At 37.0% G+C, this 20,668-nt stretch carries 22 protein-coding genes; 6 read left to right on the forward strand and 16 right to left on the reverse strand.

Translation table 11 applies throughout. From position 1 onward, the window contains the following. Positions 1 to 67: 67 nt before the first annotated feature. The 3 genes from FD16_RS03245 to FD16_RS03255 all read right to left on the reverse strand — a co-directional run bounded on the left by FD16_RS03245 (position 68) and on the right by FD16_RS03255 (position 4,141). On the reverse strand, positions 68 to 1,759 hold the full coding sequence (locus FD16_RS03245; RefSeq protein ID WP_010621965.1) for an alpha-glucosidase: 1,692 nt from the start codon (positions 1,757 to 1,759) through the stop codon (positions 68 to 70). Then, the gene (locus FD16_RS03250) at positions 1,752 to 3,095 is read right to left on the reverse strand and encodes an SLC45 family MFS transporter (RefSeq protein ID WP_010621964.1); all 1,344 of its coding nucleotides are present in this window, start codon (positions 3,093 to 3,095) and stop codon (positions 1,752 to 1,754) included. The genes FD16_RS03245 and FD16_RS03250 overlap by 8 nt, the downstream gene beginning before the upstream one ends. A gap of 113 nt (positions 3,096 to 3,208) precedes the next feature. Then, the gene (locus FD16_RS03255; protein WP_010621963.1) at positions 3,209 to 4,141 is read right to left on the reverse strand and encodes a LacI family DNA-binding transcriptional regulator; all 933 of its coding nucleotides are present in this window, start codon (positions 4,139 to 4,141) and stop codon (positions 3,209 to 3,211) included. Positions 4,142 to 4,279: 138 nt separating this feature from the next. Here FD16_RS03255 and FD16_RS03260 point away from each other — a divergent pair, with 138 nt between their 5' ends. Next, positions 4,280 to 5,470, forward strand: coding sequence for an NADH-dependent flavin oxidoreductase (locus FD16_RS03260; RefSeq protein ID WP_010621962.1), 1,191 nt, complete (start codon positions 4,280 to 4,282; stop codon positions 5,468 to 5,470). A 96-nt stretch (positions 5,471 to 5,566) separates the two neighbouring features. Here FD16_RS03260 and FD16_RS03265 read toward each other — a convergent pair whose 3' ends face one another. From FD16_RS03265 to FD16_RS03275, 3 genes are all read right to left on the reverse strand, one after another. Then, entirely contained in the window at positions 5,567 to 7,786 is a 2,220-nt protein-coding gene (locus tag FD16_RS03265) for a glycoside hydrolase family 3 C-terminal domain-containing protein (protein ID WP_010621961.1), read from the reverse strand. 127 nt (positions 7,787 to 7,913) lie between these two features. Further along, positions 7,914 to 8,462, reverse strand: a complete 549-nt coding sequence (locus tag FD16_RS03270; protein WP_010621960.1) for an NAD(P)H-dependent oxidoreductase — start codon at positions 8,460 to 8,462, stop codon at positions 7,914 to 7,916. 13 nt (positions 8,463 to 8,475) lie between these two features. Continuing rightward, positions 8,476 to 8,721, reverse strand: coding sequence for a hypothetical protein (locus FD16_RS03275; protein WP_010621959.1), 246 nt, complete (start codon positions 8,719 to 8,721; stop codon positions 8,476 to 8,478). Positions 8,722 to 8,851: 130 nt separating this feature from the next. Between FD16_RS03275 and FD16_RS03280 the strand changes: the two genes are divergently transcribed. Together FD16_RS03280 and FD16_RS12710 are read left to right on the forward strand one after the other, a co-directional pair. Then, entirely contained in the window at positions 8,852 to 9,223 is a 372-nt protein-coding gene (locus tag FD16_RS03280; protein ID WP_010621958.1) for an iron-sulfur cluster biosynthesis family protein, read from the forward strand. 66 nt (positions 9,224 to 9,289) lie between these two features. Further along, on the forward strand, positions 9,290 to 9,448 hold the full coding sequence (locus FD16_RS12710; RefSeq protein ID WP_010621957.1) for a ribbon-helix-helix domain-containing protein: 159 nt from the start codon (positions 9,290 to 9,292) through the stop codon (positions 9,446 to 9,448). Positions 9,449 to 9,461: 13 nt separating this feature from the next. Here FD16_RS12710 and FD16_RS03285 read toward each other — a convergent pair whose 3' ends face one another. From FD16_RS03285 to gshAB, 3 genes are all read right to left on the reverse strand, one after another. Beyond that, complete coding sequence (locus tag FD16_RS03285; RefSeq protein WP_010621956.1) at positions 9,462 to 9,944, reverse strand: AP2 domain-containing protein; 483 nt, start codon at positions 9,942 to 9,944, stop codon at positions 9,462 to 9,464. A gap of 664 nt (positions 9,945 to 10,608) precedes the next feature. Continuing rightward, positions 10,609 to 11,334: a TVP38/TMEM64 family protein gene (locus FD16_RS03290; protein ID WP_010621955.1), complete on the reverse strand. Its 726-nt coding sequence runs from the start codon at positions 11,332 to 11,334 to the stop codon at positions 10,609 to 10,611. A gap of 24 nt (positions 11,335 to 11,358) precedes the next feature. Continuing rightward, positions 11,359 to 13,641: a bifunctional glutamate--cysteine ligase GshA/glutathione synthetase GshB gene (gshAB, locus tag FD16_RS03295; RefSeq protein WP_010621954.1), complete on the reverse strand. Its 2,283-nt coding sequence runs from the start codon at positions 13,639 to 13,641 to the stop codon at positions 11,359 to 11,361. Between the two features lie 128 nt (positions 13,642 to 13,769). Between gshAB and FD16_RS03300 the strand changes: the two genes are divergently transcribed. The 3 genes from FD16_RS03300 to FD16_RS03310 all read left to right on the forward strand — a co-directional run bounded on the left by FD16_RS03300 (position 13,770) and on the right by FD16_RS03310 (position 15,834). Continuing rightward, positions 13,770 to 14,141: an HIT family protein gene (locus tag FD16_RS03300; RefSeq protein ID WP_010621953.1), complete on the forward strand. Its 372-nt coding sequence runs from the start codon at positions 13,770 to 13,772 to the stop codon at positions 14,139 to 14,141. Between the two features lie 13 nt (positions 14,142 to 14,154). Continuing rightward, positions 14,155 to 14,721 (forward strand): hypothetical protein, encoded by a 567-nt coding sequence (locus tag FD16_RS03305; RefSeq protein WP_010621952.1) that lies wholly within the window; start codon positions 14,155 to 14,157, stop codon positions 14,719 to 14,721. 99 nt (positions 14,722 to 14,820) lie between these two features. After that, on the forward strand, positions 14,821 to 15,834 hold the full coding sequence (locus tag FD16_RS03310) for an amidohydrolase family protein (RefSeq protein WP_420835641.1): 1,014 nt from the start codon (positions 14,821 to 14,823) through the stop codon (positions 15,832 to 15,834). A gap of 141 nt (positions 15,835 to 15,975) precedes the next feature. On the opposite strand, the gene FD16_RS03315 is transcribed toward FD16_RS03310, so the two are convergent. The 7 genes from FD16_RS03315 to FD16_RS03345 all read right to left on the reverse strand — a co-directional run bounded on the left by FD16_RS03315 (position 15,976) and on the right by FD16_RS03345 (position 20,658). Continuing rightward, positions 15,976 to 16,752, reverse strand: coding sequence for a hypothetical protein (locus tag FD16_RS03315; protein WP_010621950.1), 777 nt, complete (start codon positions 16,750 to 16,752; stop codon positions 15,976 to 15,978). Between the two features lie 183 nt (positions 16,753 to 16,935). Further along, positions 16,936 to 17,835 (reverse strand): C40 family peptidase, encoded by a 900-nt coding sequence (locus FD16_RS03320; RefSeq protein WP_155804344.1) that lies wholly within the window; start codon positions 17,833 to 17,835, stop codon positions 16,936 to 16,938. Positions 17,836 to 18,278: 443 nt separating this feature from the next. Next, entirely contained in the window at positions 18,279 to 18,614 is a 336-nt protein-coding gene (locus tag FD16_RS03325) for a hypothetical protein (RefSeq protein ID WP_010621948.1), read from the reverse strand. 36 nt (positions 18,615 to 18,650) lie between these two features. Continuing rightward, entirely contained in the window at positions 18,651 to 18,938 is a 288-nt protein-coding gene (locus tag FD16_RS03330; protein ID WP_010621947.1) for a hypothetical protein, read from the reverse strand. A 321-nt stretch (positions 18,939 to 19,259) separates the two neighbouring features. Then, positions 19,260 to 19,589 carry a hypothetical protein gene (locus FD16_RS03335; protein ID WP_010621946.1) on the reverse strand — a complete coding sequence of 110 codons (330 nt, stop codon included), beginning with the start codon at positions 19,587 to 19,589 and terminating at the stop codon, positions 19,260 to 19,262. Positions 19,590 to 19,606: 17 nt separating this feature from the next. Continuing rightward, positions 19,607 to 19,981: a hypothetical protein gene (locus FD16_RS03340; RefSeq protein ID WP_010621945.1), complete on the reverse strand. Its 375-nt coding sequence runs from the start codon at positions 19,979 to 19,981 to the stop codon at positions 19,607 to 19,609. A gap of 167 nt (positions 19,982 to 20,148) precedes the next feature. After that, on the reverse strand, positions 20,149 to 20,658 hold the full coding sequence (locus FD16_RS03345; RefSeq protein ID WP_010621944.1) for a transcription repressor NadR: 510 nt from the start codon (positions 20,656 to 20,658) through the stop codon (positions 20,149 to 20,151). Between the last annotated feature and the right edge of the window lie 10 nt (positions 20,659 to 20,668).

Consider the following 20,668-nt stretch of genomic DNA (forward strand, 5'->3'; position numbering starts at 1 on the left):
AATCTCTATAACTTTAATATAGGATCCAAATTAAAATAGATATTTGTTCCACCTTGTTTGAAATCGATTATCTATTGTTTTCAAACAATACCACAGCCTCATAAGGCTTTAGATTAACCTGACCCGGTTTCATTTCAGTATACGTTCTCGCATTTGAAAGGACGAACTCATAGTTGCCAGTAAAGTTAATTTCTTCGGTTTCTTCACCAAGATTAACAAACACTAGTAAAGATTGTTTGTTAATTGCACGACGATAACCAACAACATCATCAGGTGTTTCAACTTGTTCCAAAGAACCCTCCACAATGACATCACGATACATTGGATCCTTACGTAACATATTCAGATGTTGATAGAATTTCAGAACTGACTCCGAATCATTGGACTCGTCTGCGACATTAATTCCATCACGATCATTGCCCATTTCCAACCATGGTTCGTTGTCAGAAAAGCCACCGAATTTCGATCCGTCCCATTGCATTGGTACTCGAGCATTATCCCTAGATTTAAAATTAATCAAATCAAGGACATCATCCTTTTTCATACCAATTTTAATGCCGGTCTGATAGTTATTGATGGATGAGATATCATTAAACTCGCTAATGTCACTACGTTTAAAGTTTTTTGCACCCAATTCTTGACCTTGATAAATAAATGGAATTCCGCGTAAGAAATAGTACATCGTGGCGAGAGCCTTGGCAGCAACTGGTGTTTGATACTTGGGATCCTTGATAAATTTCGACAAAGCACGAGATTGATCATGGTTTTCGATAACATTGGCAGTCCATCCATCGGCTGATTTAATCGCCGATTGACTATCAAACAACAGTTTCTTTAAATCTTTAACATGCCAATTTGATCGACCACGATACCATTCATCAACGTTATTGACTTCAATATTAAAATATGAAAAGTCAAAAATCATTGAGAAATAGCCATCAGGTCCAATAAATTTTGGCATATCTGCAGTAGGAACGCCATAAGCCTCACCAACTGTCATCGCATCATACTTGTCAAACGTCTTTTGCTTGAGTTCAATCAAGAATTTATCTAACCCAGGACGATTTTGCCCCTTCTTAACCACGTTTGCTAATCCATCTTCACCATCCGGCTCAATGCTGGCCCAATCAAGGTCTTTCTTCAAATGAGTAATTGCATCAATTCTAAATCCAGAAATTCCTTTATCCAACCACCAATTAATCATTGAATAAATTTCTTCACGTAATTCTGGATTTTCCCAGTTCAGATCCGGTTGTTGAGGGGCAAATGTGTGGAAGTAATACGTGCCAGGTTCACTGGGAACCTCAGTCCAGGTAGAACCACCAAAGATTGACCGCCAGTTGTTAGGAACTTTTCCATCGTCTGTGTGCTTAAAAATGTAGTAATCTCGATACTTACTATTTGGATCTGCCAGTGCCTGTTGGAACCAGTCATGCTGATCCGAAGAATGATTAACTACCAAATCCATAATAACTTTTAATCCACGTTTTTTTGCTTCAGCAAGTAGATGATCAAAGTCATCCATCGTACCAAATTGTGGATCGATTGACTGGTAATCTGCAATATCATACCCCATATCAACCATTGGAGATTTGTAAACTGGAGAAATCCAGATGGTAGTAACTCCTAATGCCTTAATATAATCTAAGCGTTGTGTGATTCCGTTTAAATCACCAATGCCGTCGTCATTTGTGTCTTGAAAAGACCGAGGATAAACTTGGTAAACAACCTCGTCTTTCCACCATCTAGTACTAGCCATTAACCGTTTCTCCCTTCTTATTATTAATAAAGCCAACTGATAATGCACCGAGTACCAAAATTACGGCTGCCAGTACAAACATGTTAACTTGTGATGAGCCAAATAATGGATATAAAGCAAATGATGCAACGGATGCAACGATTTGAGGTAAGCAAATTGATCCGTTAAACAGACCAAGGTAAGTCCCCATGTGAACACCTGATAGTGAGTTTGTAACCATTGCCAGTGGATATGTGTTGGTTGCAGCCCAAGCAAATCCAACTAATACATATGAGACAACCAGTGGATACTCAGAATGAATAAAGAAAATGGAAATAAATCCAATGGCACCTAAGAACAAACTGCATGAATAAGCAATCTTAGCAAATCTAGGTGGTAATTTAGCTAATAGGTATGACCATGCTACGGCTGCCAAAGCCTGAATTGCAGCCAAAATACCATACCAGTTACCAGCGGCTTGATAGCCTGCTGACGATGCATTAGTTGTATGCCAAACGTTTTGTGCAATTGCACCTGCAGAGTATGTCCACAAGTATTGGAAAGCCATCCAACAGAAGAATTGAACAAGTGAAACTTTCCAGAATGTTTTTGGGGCATTCTTAAGAAGCGTGAACCAGTTACCGCCTGACTTATTATCTTCTTCGTTAATACCGTGATATAAAGCGTAGGTTGCTGGATCGTATTCCTTTACACGAATAACACTAAATAAGCTGGTAAAAATCAATAATGCAGCGCCAATATAAAATGACCAAACAACTGAATTAGGAACAACACCCTTTGAAGCAATGTTCGATACACCAATCGCGGTTAACACAAATGGAAAAATAGCAGCAATCACAGAACCAGCATTAGATAAGAAACTTTGAATACCATATGCGTAATCTTTTTGTTTTTCGTTAACCATGTCTCCGACCATCATCTTAAATGGCTGCATCGCCATGTTTGATGATACATCTAGAAAAGCGACAGTAATTGCACCGAATAACAATGCAGCAAATGAAGCATAGCCGAAACCTAAACTACCAGAATTGGGCAATAGTAACATGACAATCACTGCCACTAACGACCCGATTAACAAATAAGGTAATCGACGGCCGCCAAGCTTTGGTGCCCATGTACGATCTGAATAATAGCCAACAATCGGTTGAACCAGCAAACCAGCCAACGGAGGTAAAATAAAGAACCATCCTAAATTGTTTGGATCCGCACCAATTGTTTGAAAAATACGACTCATTTGAGAGCTTTGCAAAGTAAACGCCACTTGTACACCGAGAAACCCGAAGTTCATCAGCCAAATTTTACTTGCGGGTAGGGTCGGCAGTCCCTTTTTATCCATCACACTCACGTCCTTTGACATAATTTTATAACTTTGAACAACTCTTATTATAGTAAACGCTTACAATTTGTGCAACCGGTTGCATTAAGTTTTTTAAAAAAACTAACTACGTATTAAATTGTATATCCTACGTAGTTAGCCTTCTTCACATCAGAAAAATCAGGCTCAAATAGTAATTCTGCTGCTTTACTCCACATTTCATGAGGATGAAGATCAACAGATATTATCTTATCGCTGATCGGCTTAATATATACCGAGTTGTTGAAACTGATAAGTCTTGTTTTCATTTTAATATCCAGCAAACCGTACAATTTAATCAATAAATCATCACTGGAGACAATGATTGTGTCGTACTGATTAATCAAATCCTTCGTTGATCGAGATTGATCATCAAATTCTGTAGTCGACAGCGCCGTTCCATAACTTTCAAACACATCTAAAAGTCCTGCTTGTCGATCAATTTCGAATTGCCAATTTTGTACGGATTTAATATATAGTGGTCTGGCATTACGATCTTGATCCATAACCTTATTAGCAACAGCCTTACCAACTGCAACATTATCATTATCAACAAAAACGACATCAACGTCTTTTGGATCCCCCACCACCACGAAATTGACTTTAGACCGCTTTAGCTTATTGATAATTGGATCATTTTGAAGATTATAAAGCATGACGTATTTTCGTACTTTACCCTGTGAAATCATCATATCAATTTTTTCGGCCAAATCATCGGCATTAGCCGCTAAGATAACTGAAATCATATAATTATGTTTTGCAGCAACATATGCTGCCTGCTTAATAATCTCAATATAAAACGGATTATTGCTGTTAGTAAAATTATCTGGTGGAAAGACAATGCCTAGAATATTTGATTCTTGATTATTTAAATTCATCGCCGCAAAATCTTTTTGATAATTCATTTTTTCGGCCATTTCTTGAATTATTCGAGTCGTTTTTTGACTAATTCTAGGATCATTGTTCAACGCACGTGACACTGTTGATTCCGAAAATCCGGTTTTTTGTGCGATACTCTTTAAGTTCATCGAAATCCCCCCGCTTTTTGACCATCCTTATTATATCATTAACATAGCTTAATCTCATAGAGATTACACTAGCTTTCAATTAACATGTAAGCGGTTACGTGTTAAACTATTCACAAATATAAAAAAGGAGTGATTAGATTGACTAAGTATTCATTTTTGGAACCGTATACCTTTGAACATGCTGGCGTAACTATCAAAAACCGGGTGGTAATTCCACCAATGACAGAATGCATGTCGTTTCATGACGGCACCGTCACCGAGGATGAAATTGAGTATTACCGTAAACATTCTGGTGGAGCTGGAATGTTTATCACCGCCGTTGCATACGTCAATGAACTTGGTAAGGGATTTGAAGGTGAGCTAAGTATTGACGATGACAAATTCATTCCTGGATTGACAAAGTTATCTTCAGCAATTAAAAAAAATGGTACTAAGGCTGTTGTTCAAATTTTTAGTGCCGGAAGAATGTCCAGTACCGCCATTCTACGAGGAAATCAACCTGTTAGTGCTAGTGCCGTTAAGGCTGTTCGAGCTGGATCAGAAGAGCCAAGGCCATTAACCGATGCTGAAATTGAACAAACCATTAAGGACTTTGGTCAGGCAGTGCGTCGTGCTATTGAGGCCGGATTTGATGGTGCTGAAATTCACGGAGCAAACACTTACCTAATTCAACAATTCTTCTCACCACACTCAAACCGACGTGACGATAAATGGGGTGGCTCTGTAGAAAACAGAATGAACTTCCCGCTTGCTGTCATTAAGGAATGTCGTGAAATTGTCGAGAAATACGCTAAACAACCGTTTATTTTAGGATATCGAATTTCACCCGAAGAAATCGAAAAACCAGGGATTACATTTGACCAAACACTTCAATTTGTCGATGTTTTAAAAGATCAGCCAATTGATTATCTTCACGTTTCAATGGGTGACGTATGGCGCAAATCGTTGAACGATAATACCATTTCTGAATCACTTAATGAGACCATCAAGAAACATCTCGATGGTAAGGTCCCACTGATCGTCGTTGGTGATGTTCAAACTCCTGCCGATGCAGCTAAGGCAACCGATGCCGGGTTTGAAATGGTCGGACTTGGTCGTCAAAGTCTTCGTGAACCTCAGTGGGTTCAAAAAGTTGAGCACGACGATGAGGGATCAATCAGATACAATATTTCAATCGATGACCTAGATGAATTAGGCATCAAGAAACCATTCTTTGATATTTTAATGATTTTAAGTGGTCCAACCGGAATTCCATTGAGTACTTCACAAAACAACAACCGTGATGACGCCAATGCTGCTCTTGACCATTTTCTTAGTGGTGGTGAATAGTTAAATAAAAAACATTAAATTTGTGACCAAGAAAAAATAGTGAAAGGTAGGAGTTTGTTTCCCTGCCCTTCACTTTTTTTACAACAAATTCTATGACTACAGATTTTCGTTTGCTAGCTTAATAAACTCTTTGATTTTGTTTCTGTCCATCCCGATCATCACACCTGCACGCAACGGCATGTTTTCAAGTAGCCGAGCACTGTCACTCTGATTTTCAACAGCAGTTAATATATCACCAAGTCCGGATTCACTCAGTGCTTTATCTAATTCCGGTCGATCCTTTAAGTCACTAACATAGGTACTCTCTGTAACTCTTTTTGTACGGTTAACAACTGGTTTAATTTCAACACTTTCACGCAATCTAAGATCACGCGATGACGCACCAATTTCGATATCATACTGTCCTTTATCAATTTGCCATTTACCAAGATCAGCGTTATACCAACTAAACGAGCGTTCATTAAGTTCAACAGAAACCGACTTTGTTTCACCGGCCTGGAGGCTGACCTTTGCAAAGTCTCGTAATTCTCGTGGAGCTTTTTCAATTTCACTGGTTTGATTAGCAACGTAGACCTCAGCAATCTCTTTGCCATCCCGATCACCAGTATTTATAACATTAAACTTAGCCGTCACATGAGTACCATTCACTTCCGTTGTTAGATTTTGATACTCGAAATTAGTGTAGCTTAGGCCGTACCCAAACGGAAACTGAACTTTTCTTTGATTTGCATCGTAATATCGGTACCCCACGAAGATTCCCTCATGATAAATCTCATGATCACGATCCTTGTTAAAGGTATTGAAAGTTGGGTTGTCACTTAATTGAATTGGAAATGTTTCGGCTAGTTTACCCGAAGGATTAATATCCCCCAACAAAATGTCAGCAGTGGCCTCACCCACGGCTTCACCAGCTAGATATGTTTCCAAAATTGCATCTGCATCATTAATCCATGGCATTTCGACCGCCGAACCATTCTGCAAAACAACGATTAAAGGCTTGTTTAATTTGCCGATGGCCTGAATTAATGCTACTTGATTGTCTGGCAACTGAATGGTTTCTTTATCATATCCTTCAGACTCCTCATCTTCCGTAAAACCAGCAAAAATAATAATTTTATCAGCAGATTTAGATGCAGAAACTGCTTTATCAATTAATTTTTCATTAGGATCAACATCTTCTAATTGATATCCATCTTCATACGAAACATTTGCACGGCCTTGCAATTCATCAAGTGGCACCGAAACTTTATACGCATTAACATGAGAGCTACCACTTCCTTGATAACGAGGTGATTTGGCCAATTGGCCAATCACTAAAACTGATTCTTGCTCGTTAATCGGCAAAACATTATTTTGATTTTTAAGTAAAACCATACTATCAGCTGCTAGCTGTCTAGCAAATTGATGCTGCCTATCTTTATCGTAATCAACAGTCTCATCAGATTTATTGGCCCAGCGTTTAACGGTAGCTAAAATTCTCCGCACCGAGTTATCTAGCTGGTGTTCGTCAAGAGAACCATCATTTACTGCGTCAATGATTTCTTGAACTGATTCTTCTCCCTTACCTGGCATCTCCAAATCAAGGCCTGCCTTAATCGCAGCAGTGTGATCAGCCACGGCACCCCAATCTGACATAACAAAGCCATCGAATCCCCATTCGCCTCGTAATATATCAGTTAGTAACCGTTTATTTTGCGAATTTAAAGTGCCATTAATTTTGTTGTATGAACACATCAGTGTCGCTGGATCGGCATTTTTAACAATTTTTTCAAAAGCTAATAAATAAATTTCTCGTAAAGACCTTTCATCAATATCTGATGAAGATGTAAATCTTTGATTTTCGCGATTATTGGCAGCAAAGTGTTTAACACTTACACCAACACCCTGAGATTCCACGCCTTGCACATACGCCGTTCCAAGTTCTCCAGCAAGTGTAGGATCTTCAGAAAAATACTCAAAGTTTCTGCCAGCTAGTGGCGTTCGCTTAATATTCACACCAGGACCTAGTAAAATGCTAACGTTTTCTGCCCTTGCAGCGATTCCTAGTTCCACTCCTAGTTGGTGCATCATCGGTCTATCAAACGAACTAGCAGTCAGTGCAGATACTGGAAAGCTCACTGCTTTAACACTGTCGTTAATGCCTAGTGCGTCCCCGCTATCTGCCTGTTTTCTCAGTCCAGATGGTCCATCCGTCATCATAATTTTTTTTATACCATTCGCTGAATCATCGTACGTGAACCAAAAATTGTGTCCTGAAACGATTGACGCTTTCTCTTTTAAACTCAATTTGTTTAAAAATGCCTGATTAATTTCCATAACTGACCTCCAATAACCGATAAAAGTAAGGGCTTCCAATCATATTTCGTCTATATCATAATACAAATTCATATTTCTTTCCAACATGTACCTACAAATTAATAGATCTTTGAAACTAGTAGCAGTTTCAAAGATCTATTTTGTCGATAACTCGTTTAATTTTAAGTTTATATTGATTTTCATCAGTATTGTCGAAAACATCATAGAATCCAATGGGACCTCCGGCAATTTTGGTTAGCCCACAATATTTCATTGTTAAATCTAACGGCAGTAAAATATCATCCAGTGTAAAACCATCTAAAAATTGTCCTTGTTCATATATGGAATCGGGGGCAGCCCATGTAGTTGATATCAAATATTGTTTCCCTGACAATAACGGTCCAGTACCGTAATTCAAAACTGATTTATATGCAACGCCCTCAGATAACACGTCGTCAAAATATCGTTTTAATCCTGACGGTACCTGATACCAGTAAACTGGAAATTGAATGATCAGAATATCACACCAAATAATTTTGTTTTCTTCTTCAGTTTTATTGAACGCCCTCGTGTTAGAATATTTAACTTCATCACCACGATTGGTGAATAACTCGCCAAATATTTTAACAAGATCTCCTGTTAATTGACCCTTTGAATCAGGGTGCGGGAAATAGCCATCAACAATCAGTACTTTCATATTTGCTCACCAGTCATTTGCGTTTCGACAATAGCCAAGTAATTCTTACTAGCATTAAAAACAATATTAAACAATACGCAGCTGACAGCCACGCAACGTACATCACAACCTGCCAGCTCACAAAGTACTGAATAACATAGAAACTGATCGTCATTACAATCCACAACACTAACTTAATTTGAAGTTGCCGTCTTTCCTGCAATAATTCATCATGTTGCTTGATCTTGATCGCCCCCGATGAGCCATATTTAATAAACAACTTTCAGCTCTAGAATAGCATAAAATACTCGGCAACGATAATAATACCGTGAATACAAGCAGATCAGTTGTGCACAACTGAATATCCTGCTAATATACAACTAGTTTAAATAATCTGGGAGATGGTCAAAATGAAGTTAACCGTATCAAAAGAAGCAGCAAAGTATATTGAAAACCACTTAAATCATCCTAACCAAAAGCTTTTACTAAGTTATGATGATGGCGTTGGACCATTTTCAAAGGTTGGTGTTTGTTCGTTAGATACAGCGTTCCAAATTATTGCTGTGTCAAAAGAATTACCAACTCCCGACTATGATGCTAAGCTTGAATCTAATATTGGCGAATTTGAGTATAAAGCGTACTCAAAAGCATACTTGGGCGAAAACTTGCGTCTTGATCTCAATGAAAAATACAAGACACTATCCCTTTCAAGTGAGGAAGAAACTTTGGATAGTAGCATTGTGCTACTTGATTTAACTGGTAATACTGAGGAATTCGTCTAACTGAGGCGTACTATTCAGATTTCAACATGCTATAATCAAACTAATCGATAGATTGGAGTGTTATAGATGGCTGAAAAAACTGCGTATACATCATTTGCAATTCCTGCTGATTTATCTGAGAAAATTGATACTATTGCAAAGATACATGGATTACACCGGTCAGAATTCATCACACAAGCAATTAAGCAGGCAATTCGTAACGTTGAGACAAAAAAAGAAGGCTAACGCCTCCTTTTTTTTATGCCTCTTGAACTTTTTTAACCCTTTTAAGGTATTTTATTTCCGCGTGTTGTCGTGCCTCAACTGCTTCTTCAAAAGTATCAAAACTTTTAAGAAGAACATAATGACCATGGAACATCAATCTCGCTAACCAATGATCAGTCTTTTCATCAAACGAAACTCCGATCACGCCGGAATGATTTCTTTTTGAGCGTTTAATCGATGCGTATGATACTCCGTCTTTATTATAAAAACTATCTGACTTGCCACGATAAACATCCATTGCCGGATTATTTTGATACTGCTTCTTCATTACCTCACGACGAAGACAGCCACAGCTACGACTATCACCTCTCCTGAGTTGTACACCGTCAACTTCAGTGTAGTTGCCACAATCACACCGGCACAACCAACGAAGGTTCCCGTTAGTACTTTTACCTTGTGGTTTTATTGCGACTAATCTACCAAATCGCTGACCAGATAGATCAATTGCCTTGGTCATCCTAATACTCCCCTTCTAAACACATATTATTATACGATCCACTTAATCATTTTTAATATCAATTATATCTTATAACAAATAATCAATAATTAATAGTAAAAATATCAGTTACAATATAATGTAGGATAATGCACTATCGCAATTCTTTCAACCGATTACGTTCTATTTGTAATTATTTTAAGTGCATTATTAATTCAAAAAAATATTAGCTTTTTTGTTTAACAATGCTAACAAAATAAAAGTAAAAATACTAAAATAAAATAATTATCCTTGATTAATCACTTGATAAATACACACTTTATGAGCCACACCAACACTTTTAGCCTAAGATTCATCAGCTAATTATTTATTAATATCATAGCTACACAATCAAACGATAAATACATATTTTCGTGCATCGGGATTATTGTATTCGACCTTAACTTAATTAAATTAAGTCACTTTTTTAACTAATTCTTTTATGAAACCAATTCCGCGTATTCGTCAATCTATGATGACGAATACGCGCAATAATGAATCCGATAATTAACATCGTAATCATAAATTAACACCGCCCTTCAACCAGTCCGTAGGCTACGCCCATTACACTGCTTATGCAAGTGATAATAATAATGATAACGATACCATTCATAAACTCTAATCATATTTTAATTGAAAACGTTTTTTATTCCGTTCCTTCATGTCCTCTGGAACGAGTTTCACTCTTCTCATACTTCATCAGCTGTTTAATAAATATAAATAATATACAGATACAAAAAATTGTAATTAAACCAATTTTAAAATTACCCCTATTTAAGAAGTCCCCACCAGTTGCGTATAAAGCAGCAGCGGGTAATGATCCAGTAATCATTGATAAAATTACATTTCTCAGTCTTAATTTTAACTTAGCTGCTGCAAAATTGACGAAGATGGTTGGAATAATGGGCACTGCATATCCAATTGCTAGTCCAACTGCAGGATACTTCATTTTGGATATATTTCTAATTACCCGGCCATCATGATGCTGGATAAACTTTGAAAGGCCCAACTTACCCAAAATAGTGTAGGTGACTAAATTGCCAAGCACAATTCCTACCAGGTTAATACCAAAGCCCATCTCTCTACCATAAATTGCTCCAATCAGAATACAAATTGCTGATACTGGAAATCCAGGCACGGCTGCCATAGCAACCAAAAGGCTCATCACTAACACTAGGGTAGCCGGTTGGCCCTGATGGGCTCTAATATCATTCCAAAACAGATGCTGATAGTGCTTATTAAATTTAATAAATAAATCAATATCGTTATTAAAATAAATCAGCAACTCACGGATTAATAAGCCAATGATCACAATGCCAATGATGCATAACAGTAATCGCCATGTTTTTGTGGTGCTGCTTTCTTTAAGCACATTATCATCCGCCTTCTAAAAGTATTAAACCTTGAGTGTTGGAAACAGCATTTTTAAAACATCCAAGGTTAGTCTGTGGCTCTTCCCCTGGTAAGGATACATATGCATGTGCATCGCAGGGTTAAAGTTTGCCTCTATAATGGTAGCTCGTTGGGTATCATTAATGTCTGGGATAACTAAATCAATACCACATACAACCGCACCTAAAGTTTCGACTGCATTCAACGCATACTGTTTATAATAGTCCGCCATTTCATCAGTACAATCAATAGAATCTCCACCTGTACTGATATTAGAATTCTCACGTAGATATACCGTTTGACCAACATTTAAAATACTTGACCACGAAAGATTTTGGCTAGCCAGAATCTTTCGTTCTAATGTTCCCATATTGATTTTTGTTAACGGTGCTCGATCAACTACGCCACGCATTAAACTTGCATTTTTTCTTTGCACAAGTTCAGCAATGGTATGGGAACCGTCCCCAGTAACATTTGCTGGCATCCTTTTTAGCACTGCTTTAACTTCATGATTAATCACAAAGAAACGAAACTCAGTACCCTCGATTAATTCTTCCACCAGTACAGAATCACCGGCCTTTAGAGCACGTGATACTGCAGCCAAAAATTCATCCTTGGTGGGCTGATGGTGAAATACAGAAACGCCAAGCCTGTAATTCATACTTTTGGGTTTGACAACTATTGCACTACTAATTTGACTAGCATAGCTCTTTGCATCACTCAAATTCATCAATTCGACGCCTGCTGGAACATTAAAACCAGCATTACTCAAAATCTTTTTGGTGGCCAACTTATTTTTCATGATTAGAGGAACAACGTACGAATCCAAATCAGTCATATTGCCATTCTTAACATACCGTTTATTACCGTTAAACTCAAGACCTATTAATTGATCATTCTTATCAATTATTGAAACGGTTACTCCCTTTTGAATTGCATCAAATATTAATTGCTGTGTCGATAATTCCATGTTTTCGAACCCATTCAGTTGATAAGGAACAGATAATGTATCAACTTTATTAGACTGTGCTGTTCTGATAGCAAACTGAAGTTTATCAGTGGCAGAAGTATCAACCATTTTAGACGCTAATGTCAGTGCAGGATTCTTGATAAGGGATTCTGCCCAGTCAACAACATCAGTAGCACCATCAATGTTTAATTCATTAGTCATTGTCCTAATATCTGTAATTAAATGCATCGCTTGCACGAATAATTTTGTTTGTTCATTAGGATTTTCTTTGGCCACGGTTTCATTGAAAACATTGCCCTCTCTCATTTCGAGATTATAATCAGGTGTTTCATCAGTCCACAACATGAACAGCATGAATAACTCTAAAAACTTAATTTCACGTTTATTCACTCCGTATTCATCAAACGGGTTAACATCAATGTTACGAAGTTCCAAATAATCAATGCCATGATCGTCTAAATCGGATACTTGGTTTCCAGCTCTTAATCGTACTGCTGAATAAAATTCTTTTTCTTCAATGAGTTTTCCCTCATGAACTAATTTGTGTAAGTCTGATAAATAATTATCTAGACTTTGGAAAGATACGCTAATGTCTTCTTTATTCACATAACCTAACCGACTGTTTCTAATACTTCTGATGGGCTCTCTTGGAACTTGATCTGATTGGCTAAAATAATTTGCAAATGCATATGGTGATGCACCAAATAAATAAGTAATCATGAACCGATAATGCATGTAATTACGTGATATTTTCATATAAATATTAGTCTTAAATAAATTAAAATCGCTGAACTCGTTTTGCTGGTTAAATACTGACTGCATTAGAGAGTCAGGCAATTCATAGTTAAAGTGAATACCACTAACCATTTGTTTCTTTCTACCGTATACCTGTGAAAGGTATCGACGGTATAAAACATCTTCAAACTTGTCCAATTTTGCCAGTGGAATATCGCCATCTAGCTGTGGTAATGCAGGTGGCATGCTAAGTGGCCACAACAACTCATCATCTGGTAAAGATTGCAACACAACCTTATGGATGGCAGCAAGCCAGTCGAATAGTTCGTCAATACTTCCGCAAACCGGTGTGATCATCTCCATTTGTGACTCCGCAAAATCAGTTTGAACGTACGGATGATATAGTCTGCTACCTAATGACTTAGGATGATCTGTTTGTGCAAGTCGTCCATCTTGCGAAATTCTTTGGCTTTCTCTTTCAACACCTATTCTTGAATTAAAAACAATGGTTGCTTGATTTGAATGTTTAATTAACTCTTTAAAATTCATTTTTTCACCATATTGTCCATTACTTAATATCATTTTAGTAATCATACTACTTAAAGTGAACTTTAAGTCAATGACAAGTACCAGAAATTTGTTGTCATTTGTCAGATTAGCCAATCGGTTCGTGATATGATTTAGATATTATCAGTCCAGAGGTGAGTAAAATGCGAATAAAAGATTGTATTTTTTGTCAACAAGCGAACAGACAATTCATTATCGAAAATGAACGTGCCGGAATGATCATGGATATTAACCCTGTTACCAAGGGCCACGCGTTAATTATCACGAAACAGCATTATGACACTCTTTTTGATGTGCCTGATGCCGACATGAACGATATGATTCATCTATTGAAGAAAGCAAAGAATTACTTGGACAACCATTATCAGCCTGATGGTTATAATGTAGCGTCTAACGTGGGGCCAGTTGGCGGGCAACGAATTTCACACTGTCATATTCACTTAATCCCTCGTTATAAAGACGGAGATGGTAGCGGACTTCCTGTCCAGAACAATTTGCCACATTCAATCAGTTAATGGGAGCTATCAAATGGTCAAGATAAATTTAAATACACCACTACACATCGATTTTAGACATCAGGAAACCCAAGCAAAGCTATTTAATTCCCTACAACAATTCTACAATCTGAAAACACCATTTAACACAATTACTGTCACACAGTTATGTGCAGATGCTCATGTTGGTCGGGCCACCTTCTATCGAAATCACGAAAAAATTGATGATATCATCTACATTCAATTTTTAATTCTAATCAACGATTTCAAACTAAGAGTGGATGATCGTCAAGAAATTAATTTCCAATATGCCAGTCAGTTAATCGTTCAATTAATAATCGATAATATCAATTTATTTAACCTGATGGAATGGAGTAACATCGAAAAACAAATTACAGAATTGTTTAGCGGCACGGTTCATTCGATACTAATTAACCGTAGTGCACAACTTAATCATGCGGATATAATTAGTAATGTAATTGGCAGCTCGATTTTGAACTTTGCTGTACAGATTACTAAGCATTCAGATCTACTTAGTGTCAGTGAAGCAACTAAGCTTTACCAAATATTGATACCTGATCTGCCCGCCAATCAAACATAATTTCGTGAGTGATACATTTATACCCAATATGTCTCATAATTAACTTTAATATTTCCGCATACCTTAATATAATTGCTTACAACAAATTGAAAAGGAATGATGATATTGAAAATAATTACAGTTGAAGAACATATCCAATTTAAAAACATTACTGAAGCAATTCAAAAACAAACCGGCAACGCATTGCCTAGTCTAAGTTCGGACATGTTAAATTACATGCACACTTCCCTGCCATCAGCAAACCAAATGGAGGACACCAGTCAAGCAAGAATTAAGTTTATGAATCAATATGGCATTGATATGCAGGTATTGTCATACGGTAATTCATCACCTCAAAACTTACAACCTGCATTGGCAGTTGAACTCTGCAGGCAAGCAAATGATCAAATGGCCGCAGCCGTTGCTAGCAATCCCACTAGATTTGCCGGATTAGCGACATTGCCCGTTGGAGACCCAGCGGCCGCAGTTAAAGAACTGGAAAGAGCGATCAATAAGCTAGGTCTTAAGGGAGTTGAGTTAAAGGGAAACTTTGATAACCGATTCTTTGATGACCCTATGTTCTTCCCCATTTTTGAAAAAGCTGCGGAACTCGATGCACCAATTTATTTTCACCCTTCGTTTATTCCATCATCAATTACTGATCACTATTTTAATAGCCCAAATTGGTCCGATGTAGCCACAGGTATTTTGTCATCTGCAGGTTTCGGCTGGCACATGGATATTGGCATTCAAATAATGAGAATGGTAGTGTCAGGCATTTTCGATAAATTACCAAGCCTCACATTAGTAAGTGGTCACTGGGGTGAGTTTATTCCGATGTTTTTTGAACGGTTGGATGAAGAACTTACCCCGTATAGCAATTTAAAGCATCCATTTTCATACTACTACCGCCACAACATTTACCTGACACCCAGTGGGATGTTTACGAAGCCTCAGTTAGATCTTGTAAAAACCGAGATGGGAGCAGATCATATTATCTACTCCGTTGACTATCCATACAAACAGCCCACCAACACCAATTCATTTCTAACACAAAGTGGATTAAGTAACGATGAAATCGAACTCATCAGTCATCAAAATGCAGAACAAGTATTTCATCTTGACGAAAATTAACAAGCTCAAACGACATAAGTATAAGAAAAGCTAAGAAACGGCACCACACTTCTAGAACATAAAATCCCCAAGACTAAATCCTATTTGGATTTTGGCCTTGGGGACTTTTGTTTCAGCATCATTGACCGATTCAAAGTAACTTTAATCAGTCGTTTTTTTGATAATCATAACCGTTCCACCAACCACAACTATTAACAAAGTGGATATGGTAATCATTGCAAAATAAGGCTTATTCTTTTTTGTACCAACAATTTGTTGTTTTGCAGGAGAATACAGAGCATGGGTGCTTTTTTGAACTGTTTTAGTTGGTTCAGGGTTTTGAACAATCACTTTTTGGTATTGATCACCTGAAGTGTTAGATTGCTGTGTATTTGCTGTTAACTTATCAAAACTGTTGTTTTGATTAAGCGCTGTATTATTCTCAAGATTTGTGGTGGTCTCAAACTTACTTTTAATTTCTTCATTTGCACAATTATTTAAATTTGTGGGTTTTGGTGATAACGCATTCGCGTTAACTGGTTTGACTTTCGGTGGAGTCACACTAATCGTTGCCTCACCATTACTATTATTTTTCACGGTAACAGGAACATCTTTCACCGAAGTTTTGGATGTGTCTGTGTTTTCTGTCTGTGCACTTGAAGAGTCATCTGTTGTACCATCTGTCTCATCCAAATTATTATAGTAATTACTCTGTGTAACGTACACTGGCGCCGCCGACCTAGCTTTTGAAACTACTTGAGTTGACGAAGAATCGCTAACAACAGTTGATGAACTGTTGTCCACTGACTGTTCACTTGCATCGGCGTGAACAACACTGAACCCAATCAACATAACAAATAGAAATGATGACAAAATAACCAACATTAGGCTCTTTTCACATTCATGCACCTTTAGTTTTTCTAAACTATTCGAGTACATTAAAATCCCCCCAAGAAAATATACTGTCGTATAACACACTTTTTCTATTATAACTCAAGTTTAATACACAAATTAATAAAGTTTCGTTACAATACCCTATTAACTAACTTATCAATGTTGCTGAAATTAACCATCAAAAAAGGCCCCGCAAAATGCGAGGCCACAGTGATAACTAAATTAATATTAGTAGTTGATGTAGAAACTAGGTTTTGACCAAGACTGACTGAATATTCCAATCCCAGTACTTGAATTTTCTGCGGCAACGTAAGTACCATTACCAAGTGAAATGGCAACATGATATGGAGCACTATCTGAACCCCAGAATAGTAATGAACCATAAGGCGCATTAGCTACATCTGTGTGGTGAGTGCCCAGAGTTGCTTGTTCATAGGTAGTACGATAACTTGAACTTAATCCATAAACGTATTGAACCAAACCTGAGCAATCAAATCCGGACATTGAATTGCCACCATATACATATGGTGTGCTACCATTAGCAATTGCAACGGCTGCTGCTACGCCACCACCAGCGTACGAACCACTTGTTGATGATGAGCTCGTAGTGTTTGAAGAAGTCGTGGTTGTTGATGTGCTATTAGTTGTAGTACTGCTTGTTGTCGATGATGCAGAACTAGCAACACTTGCGGTATTATAACTTGCTGTACTTGCAGCAGAGCTTTGACTAACTGCGCTAGATGCAACTGCACTTGATGCCACTGCACTAGATGCGACAGTGCTTGAAGCTACAGAAACGCTAGATGTTGCACTTGATGCCACTGCAGAACTAGCAACAGTTGCGGATGAAGATGCAACACTAGCCGATGTGCTTGTTGCTGCAGATACTGCAGCACTTGCAGAAGTAACTGAAGTACTTGCTGCAGTTGTGGTTGAAGCAGCAGATGTGTTTACACCTGGGATGTTAATTGAATGTCCAGCAATAATTAAGTTAGCGTCAGCTAATTTGTTCGATTTTACGATGTCATTAATTGATACATGATATTTTTGTGAATAACCCCAGACAGTATCTCCCTGTTGGATTGTCAATGTATCGGCGTGCGCAACTTGTGTACCCGCAAACAACAAAGTCGCAGCTCCTAAGGTTCCAACTAAAGTTTTTTTTGTTACGGATTTGATAATAAATCACTCCTATTATTTTTTGTAGTATTGAATTATGTAGCTCAACTACTAACGGGAATGTTAGCGCTAAAATATTTCATACACGTAGCATCTTAATTACAGTTAATTACAAAAATTACAAAAAGTGTCTATTTACAATTAAAACTGTTGGTATTACTGAACATTAATTGTAACAAAGTCACAAAAACTTCAAATAATCATATTTTATTCATATTTTTATATATTTAACATAAGAAATGATAACATAATCCATAATATTTGTGTGATTAAGTAGTAAATAATTCAAACAATAATTTTATTAATATTTTTTGAAGAAAAAATAAAAAGTAACGATAATAATTTACCGTTACTTATTAAATAATATATTATTTTAAATTACTCATTTGTTATTAAACTTCCAAATCGTTCCAACCGATTTGAACAATTTGTTCTGCAATTTCTGACCTAACACCTTGGTCGTCCAAATGGTCAGTCAGTAATTGACTTGCTGCATAGTTTGAACGCGCAGTTGCTTGTTGATACATCCACGACTGTTCATCCTCATTATCGGGTAAATCAGCATCAAACCACATTTGGAAAATATAATTTTTATAGCCAAATTGCCAACCAGCAATATAAATATCAATTAATTCATCAAAACTCAAAGTAGGATTAATATCATCTAATTGATCCCAATCTGAGACATTATTATATGAGAAGATTGATTCTGAAATGGCATCATCCATTTCTACAAAAGAGACACTATCAGGATCGTTAAGCCATTACACAAATGTCGGAAACAGCTCCCTATCCGCAAATAGCGCCTCTGTTCTAGTCTGTGGACTAACATTATCAAAAATTAGAGTATGGTGCTTAACGTGCTGATCAAGATATGCACTTTGAAGCCCGGAATGAATTCCAGTAGTAAATACATCTGCAAGTGGTTGCAACCATTCATCTACTGGAAGTGCAGTAATGCGGTCAAGCGTGAATTGCAGAATTGGTTCACTACCATTATTTGATTGCTTTATTTCAGCATCATGACCGAATGGCCCATAACATCCTTGCATTTGAAATCACCCCTCACCTAACATTATAACTGATATATTAGTAATTAAACATGCCCTTATTGATTAAAGCACAAAACTAATTATTAGTCACCCTTTTTTGTAAATAAATGAACTAAATCAACTACAATACGTAGTATAGATTATTAAACAGAAAAATCATACCACAACGTTGACATTTTACCACCATAAAAGCCAGATTTTTTACTTAAATCATTGCTCAATCACTGGTAACAACCAATATTTATTGCGATGAAAAAATGCAAATAAAAAATCGAATGGCGTTGATTGCCTGTTCGATTCACTATTGTAATATCCATGTGTTTATTTTTTATATTTATCGTACAACCAAACATTGACCGCCGCTTGACGATCAATCAGTTCAGCCATAATCTTTGTGTCGTTATCTGAGAGTAATTTTTGTCTGAGTGTTTCTAGTTGATCATTGAACTTGCGGTCTCCACGCATGGTTCTGACTTCAATCATGATATAATCGTTTGCCATTTTATAAACAAGTTCAGTTGGTAATTGCTCAGTCATAGAATTTTCCCGAATTGCTTTAATATCGTGCTTGCTATAACCCAGCGGAACTAATTCATCATATTTATCACGGTACGCCTGTTGAAATCGATATGCTAATTCAAAAATGTCCAAATCAATCTGCTCCCAAATTATTTATTATTCTGGTTCTGAAGGTACACTTCATACAATTGAACGTACACATCCAAATTGTTATCAAGCATTTTTCGATATGCATCTGCTGTGCTGGCGTACGGTTCATCTTCTCCAGAACTAAGGGTTTCTTTAATTCTGTTTAGGACTGAATGAAAATCTGGATCTTGTGCAGCCTGTTCACCAGTATAATAAACATATTCTTTGCCAAGTTTAATTACTAAGTCTAACGGCAAGTGCCAAACGTTTGGGTTCTTCTTCATCGTGGCAATTTCACCCAATGTAAAAGAGTCATCTCTTAAGATTGGTCCAAGCTCGTGTTCATGCCCCTTGTATATTTTCATAAACTTTTCAGCGTTAGTATAGTAATTCATGTCTTTATCTCCATTCACAAAGTAATGTCATTTTAAGTCCGTTAGTTTACGGAATATTAATTTATTTACTGTCATAATTTTAAATTATCACCATTAAGAATGATTATATACACATTTAGGTTTATCATTCAAATCTTAATTAAAATAATTAATTGTTATCAGCAGTTTTATTCGTATAAAACACCAATATCCCTTAAGTCTTGACGAATTTTTTCAATTTGTTCCGAATTATCAACGGCGATATCATGACTGTGAATTCCATCAGTAATTTCCGACAAGAGATGTCCCTTGAATTGTCTTAGATGATACATGAACTGCTTAACATCAGCCTCAGATCTCACTGTTAATTGGCCACTCAATTGACCGTACAGGGGATGGTCAACAGAGACGTCCAAAATAGTGCCACCATCACGAATAATTGTTAACATTTCTTGACTAGTTTGGTTCAGATCGTGCTGGCAAACAACCGTAAACTTTAAATCGTCAGGTTGCTTATACTCGTATCCCGTTGGTGTGGCAAGAATTACTTCTCCATGTGCTCTTAGAAGAGCAATGTCTCCAACGATTGTTTGTCTACTAACTTTAAATTGCTTTGCAAAAAAATTGGCGCTAATCGGCTGTTTTGCCGTTAAAAGAATACTTTTTATTTTTTCTTGTCTCAACTTGCTATTAATCATCTAACCCTCC

The sequence above is a fragment of the Paucilactobacillus suebicus DSM 5007 = KCTC 3549 genome (assembly GCF_001434475.1).
GTDB classification, from domain to species: domain Bacteria; phylum Bacillota; class Bacilli; order Lactobacillales; family Lactobacillaceae; genus Paucilactobacillus; species Paucilactobacillus suebicus.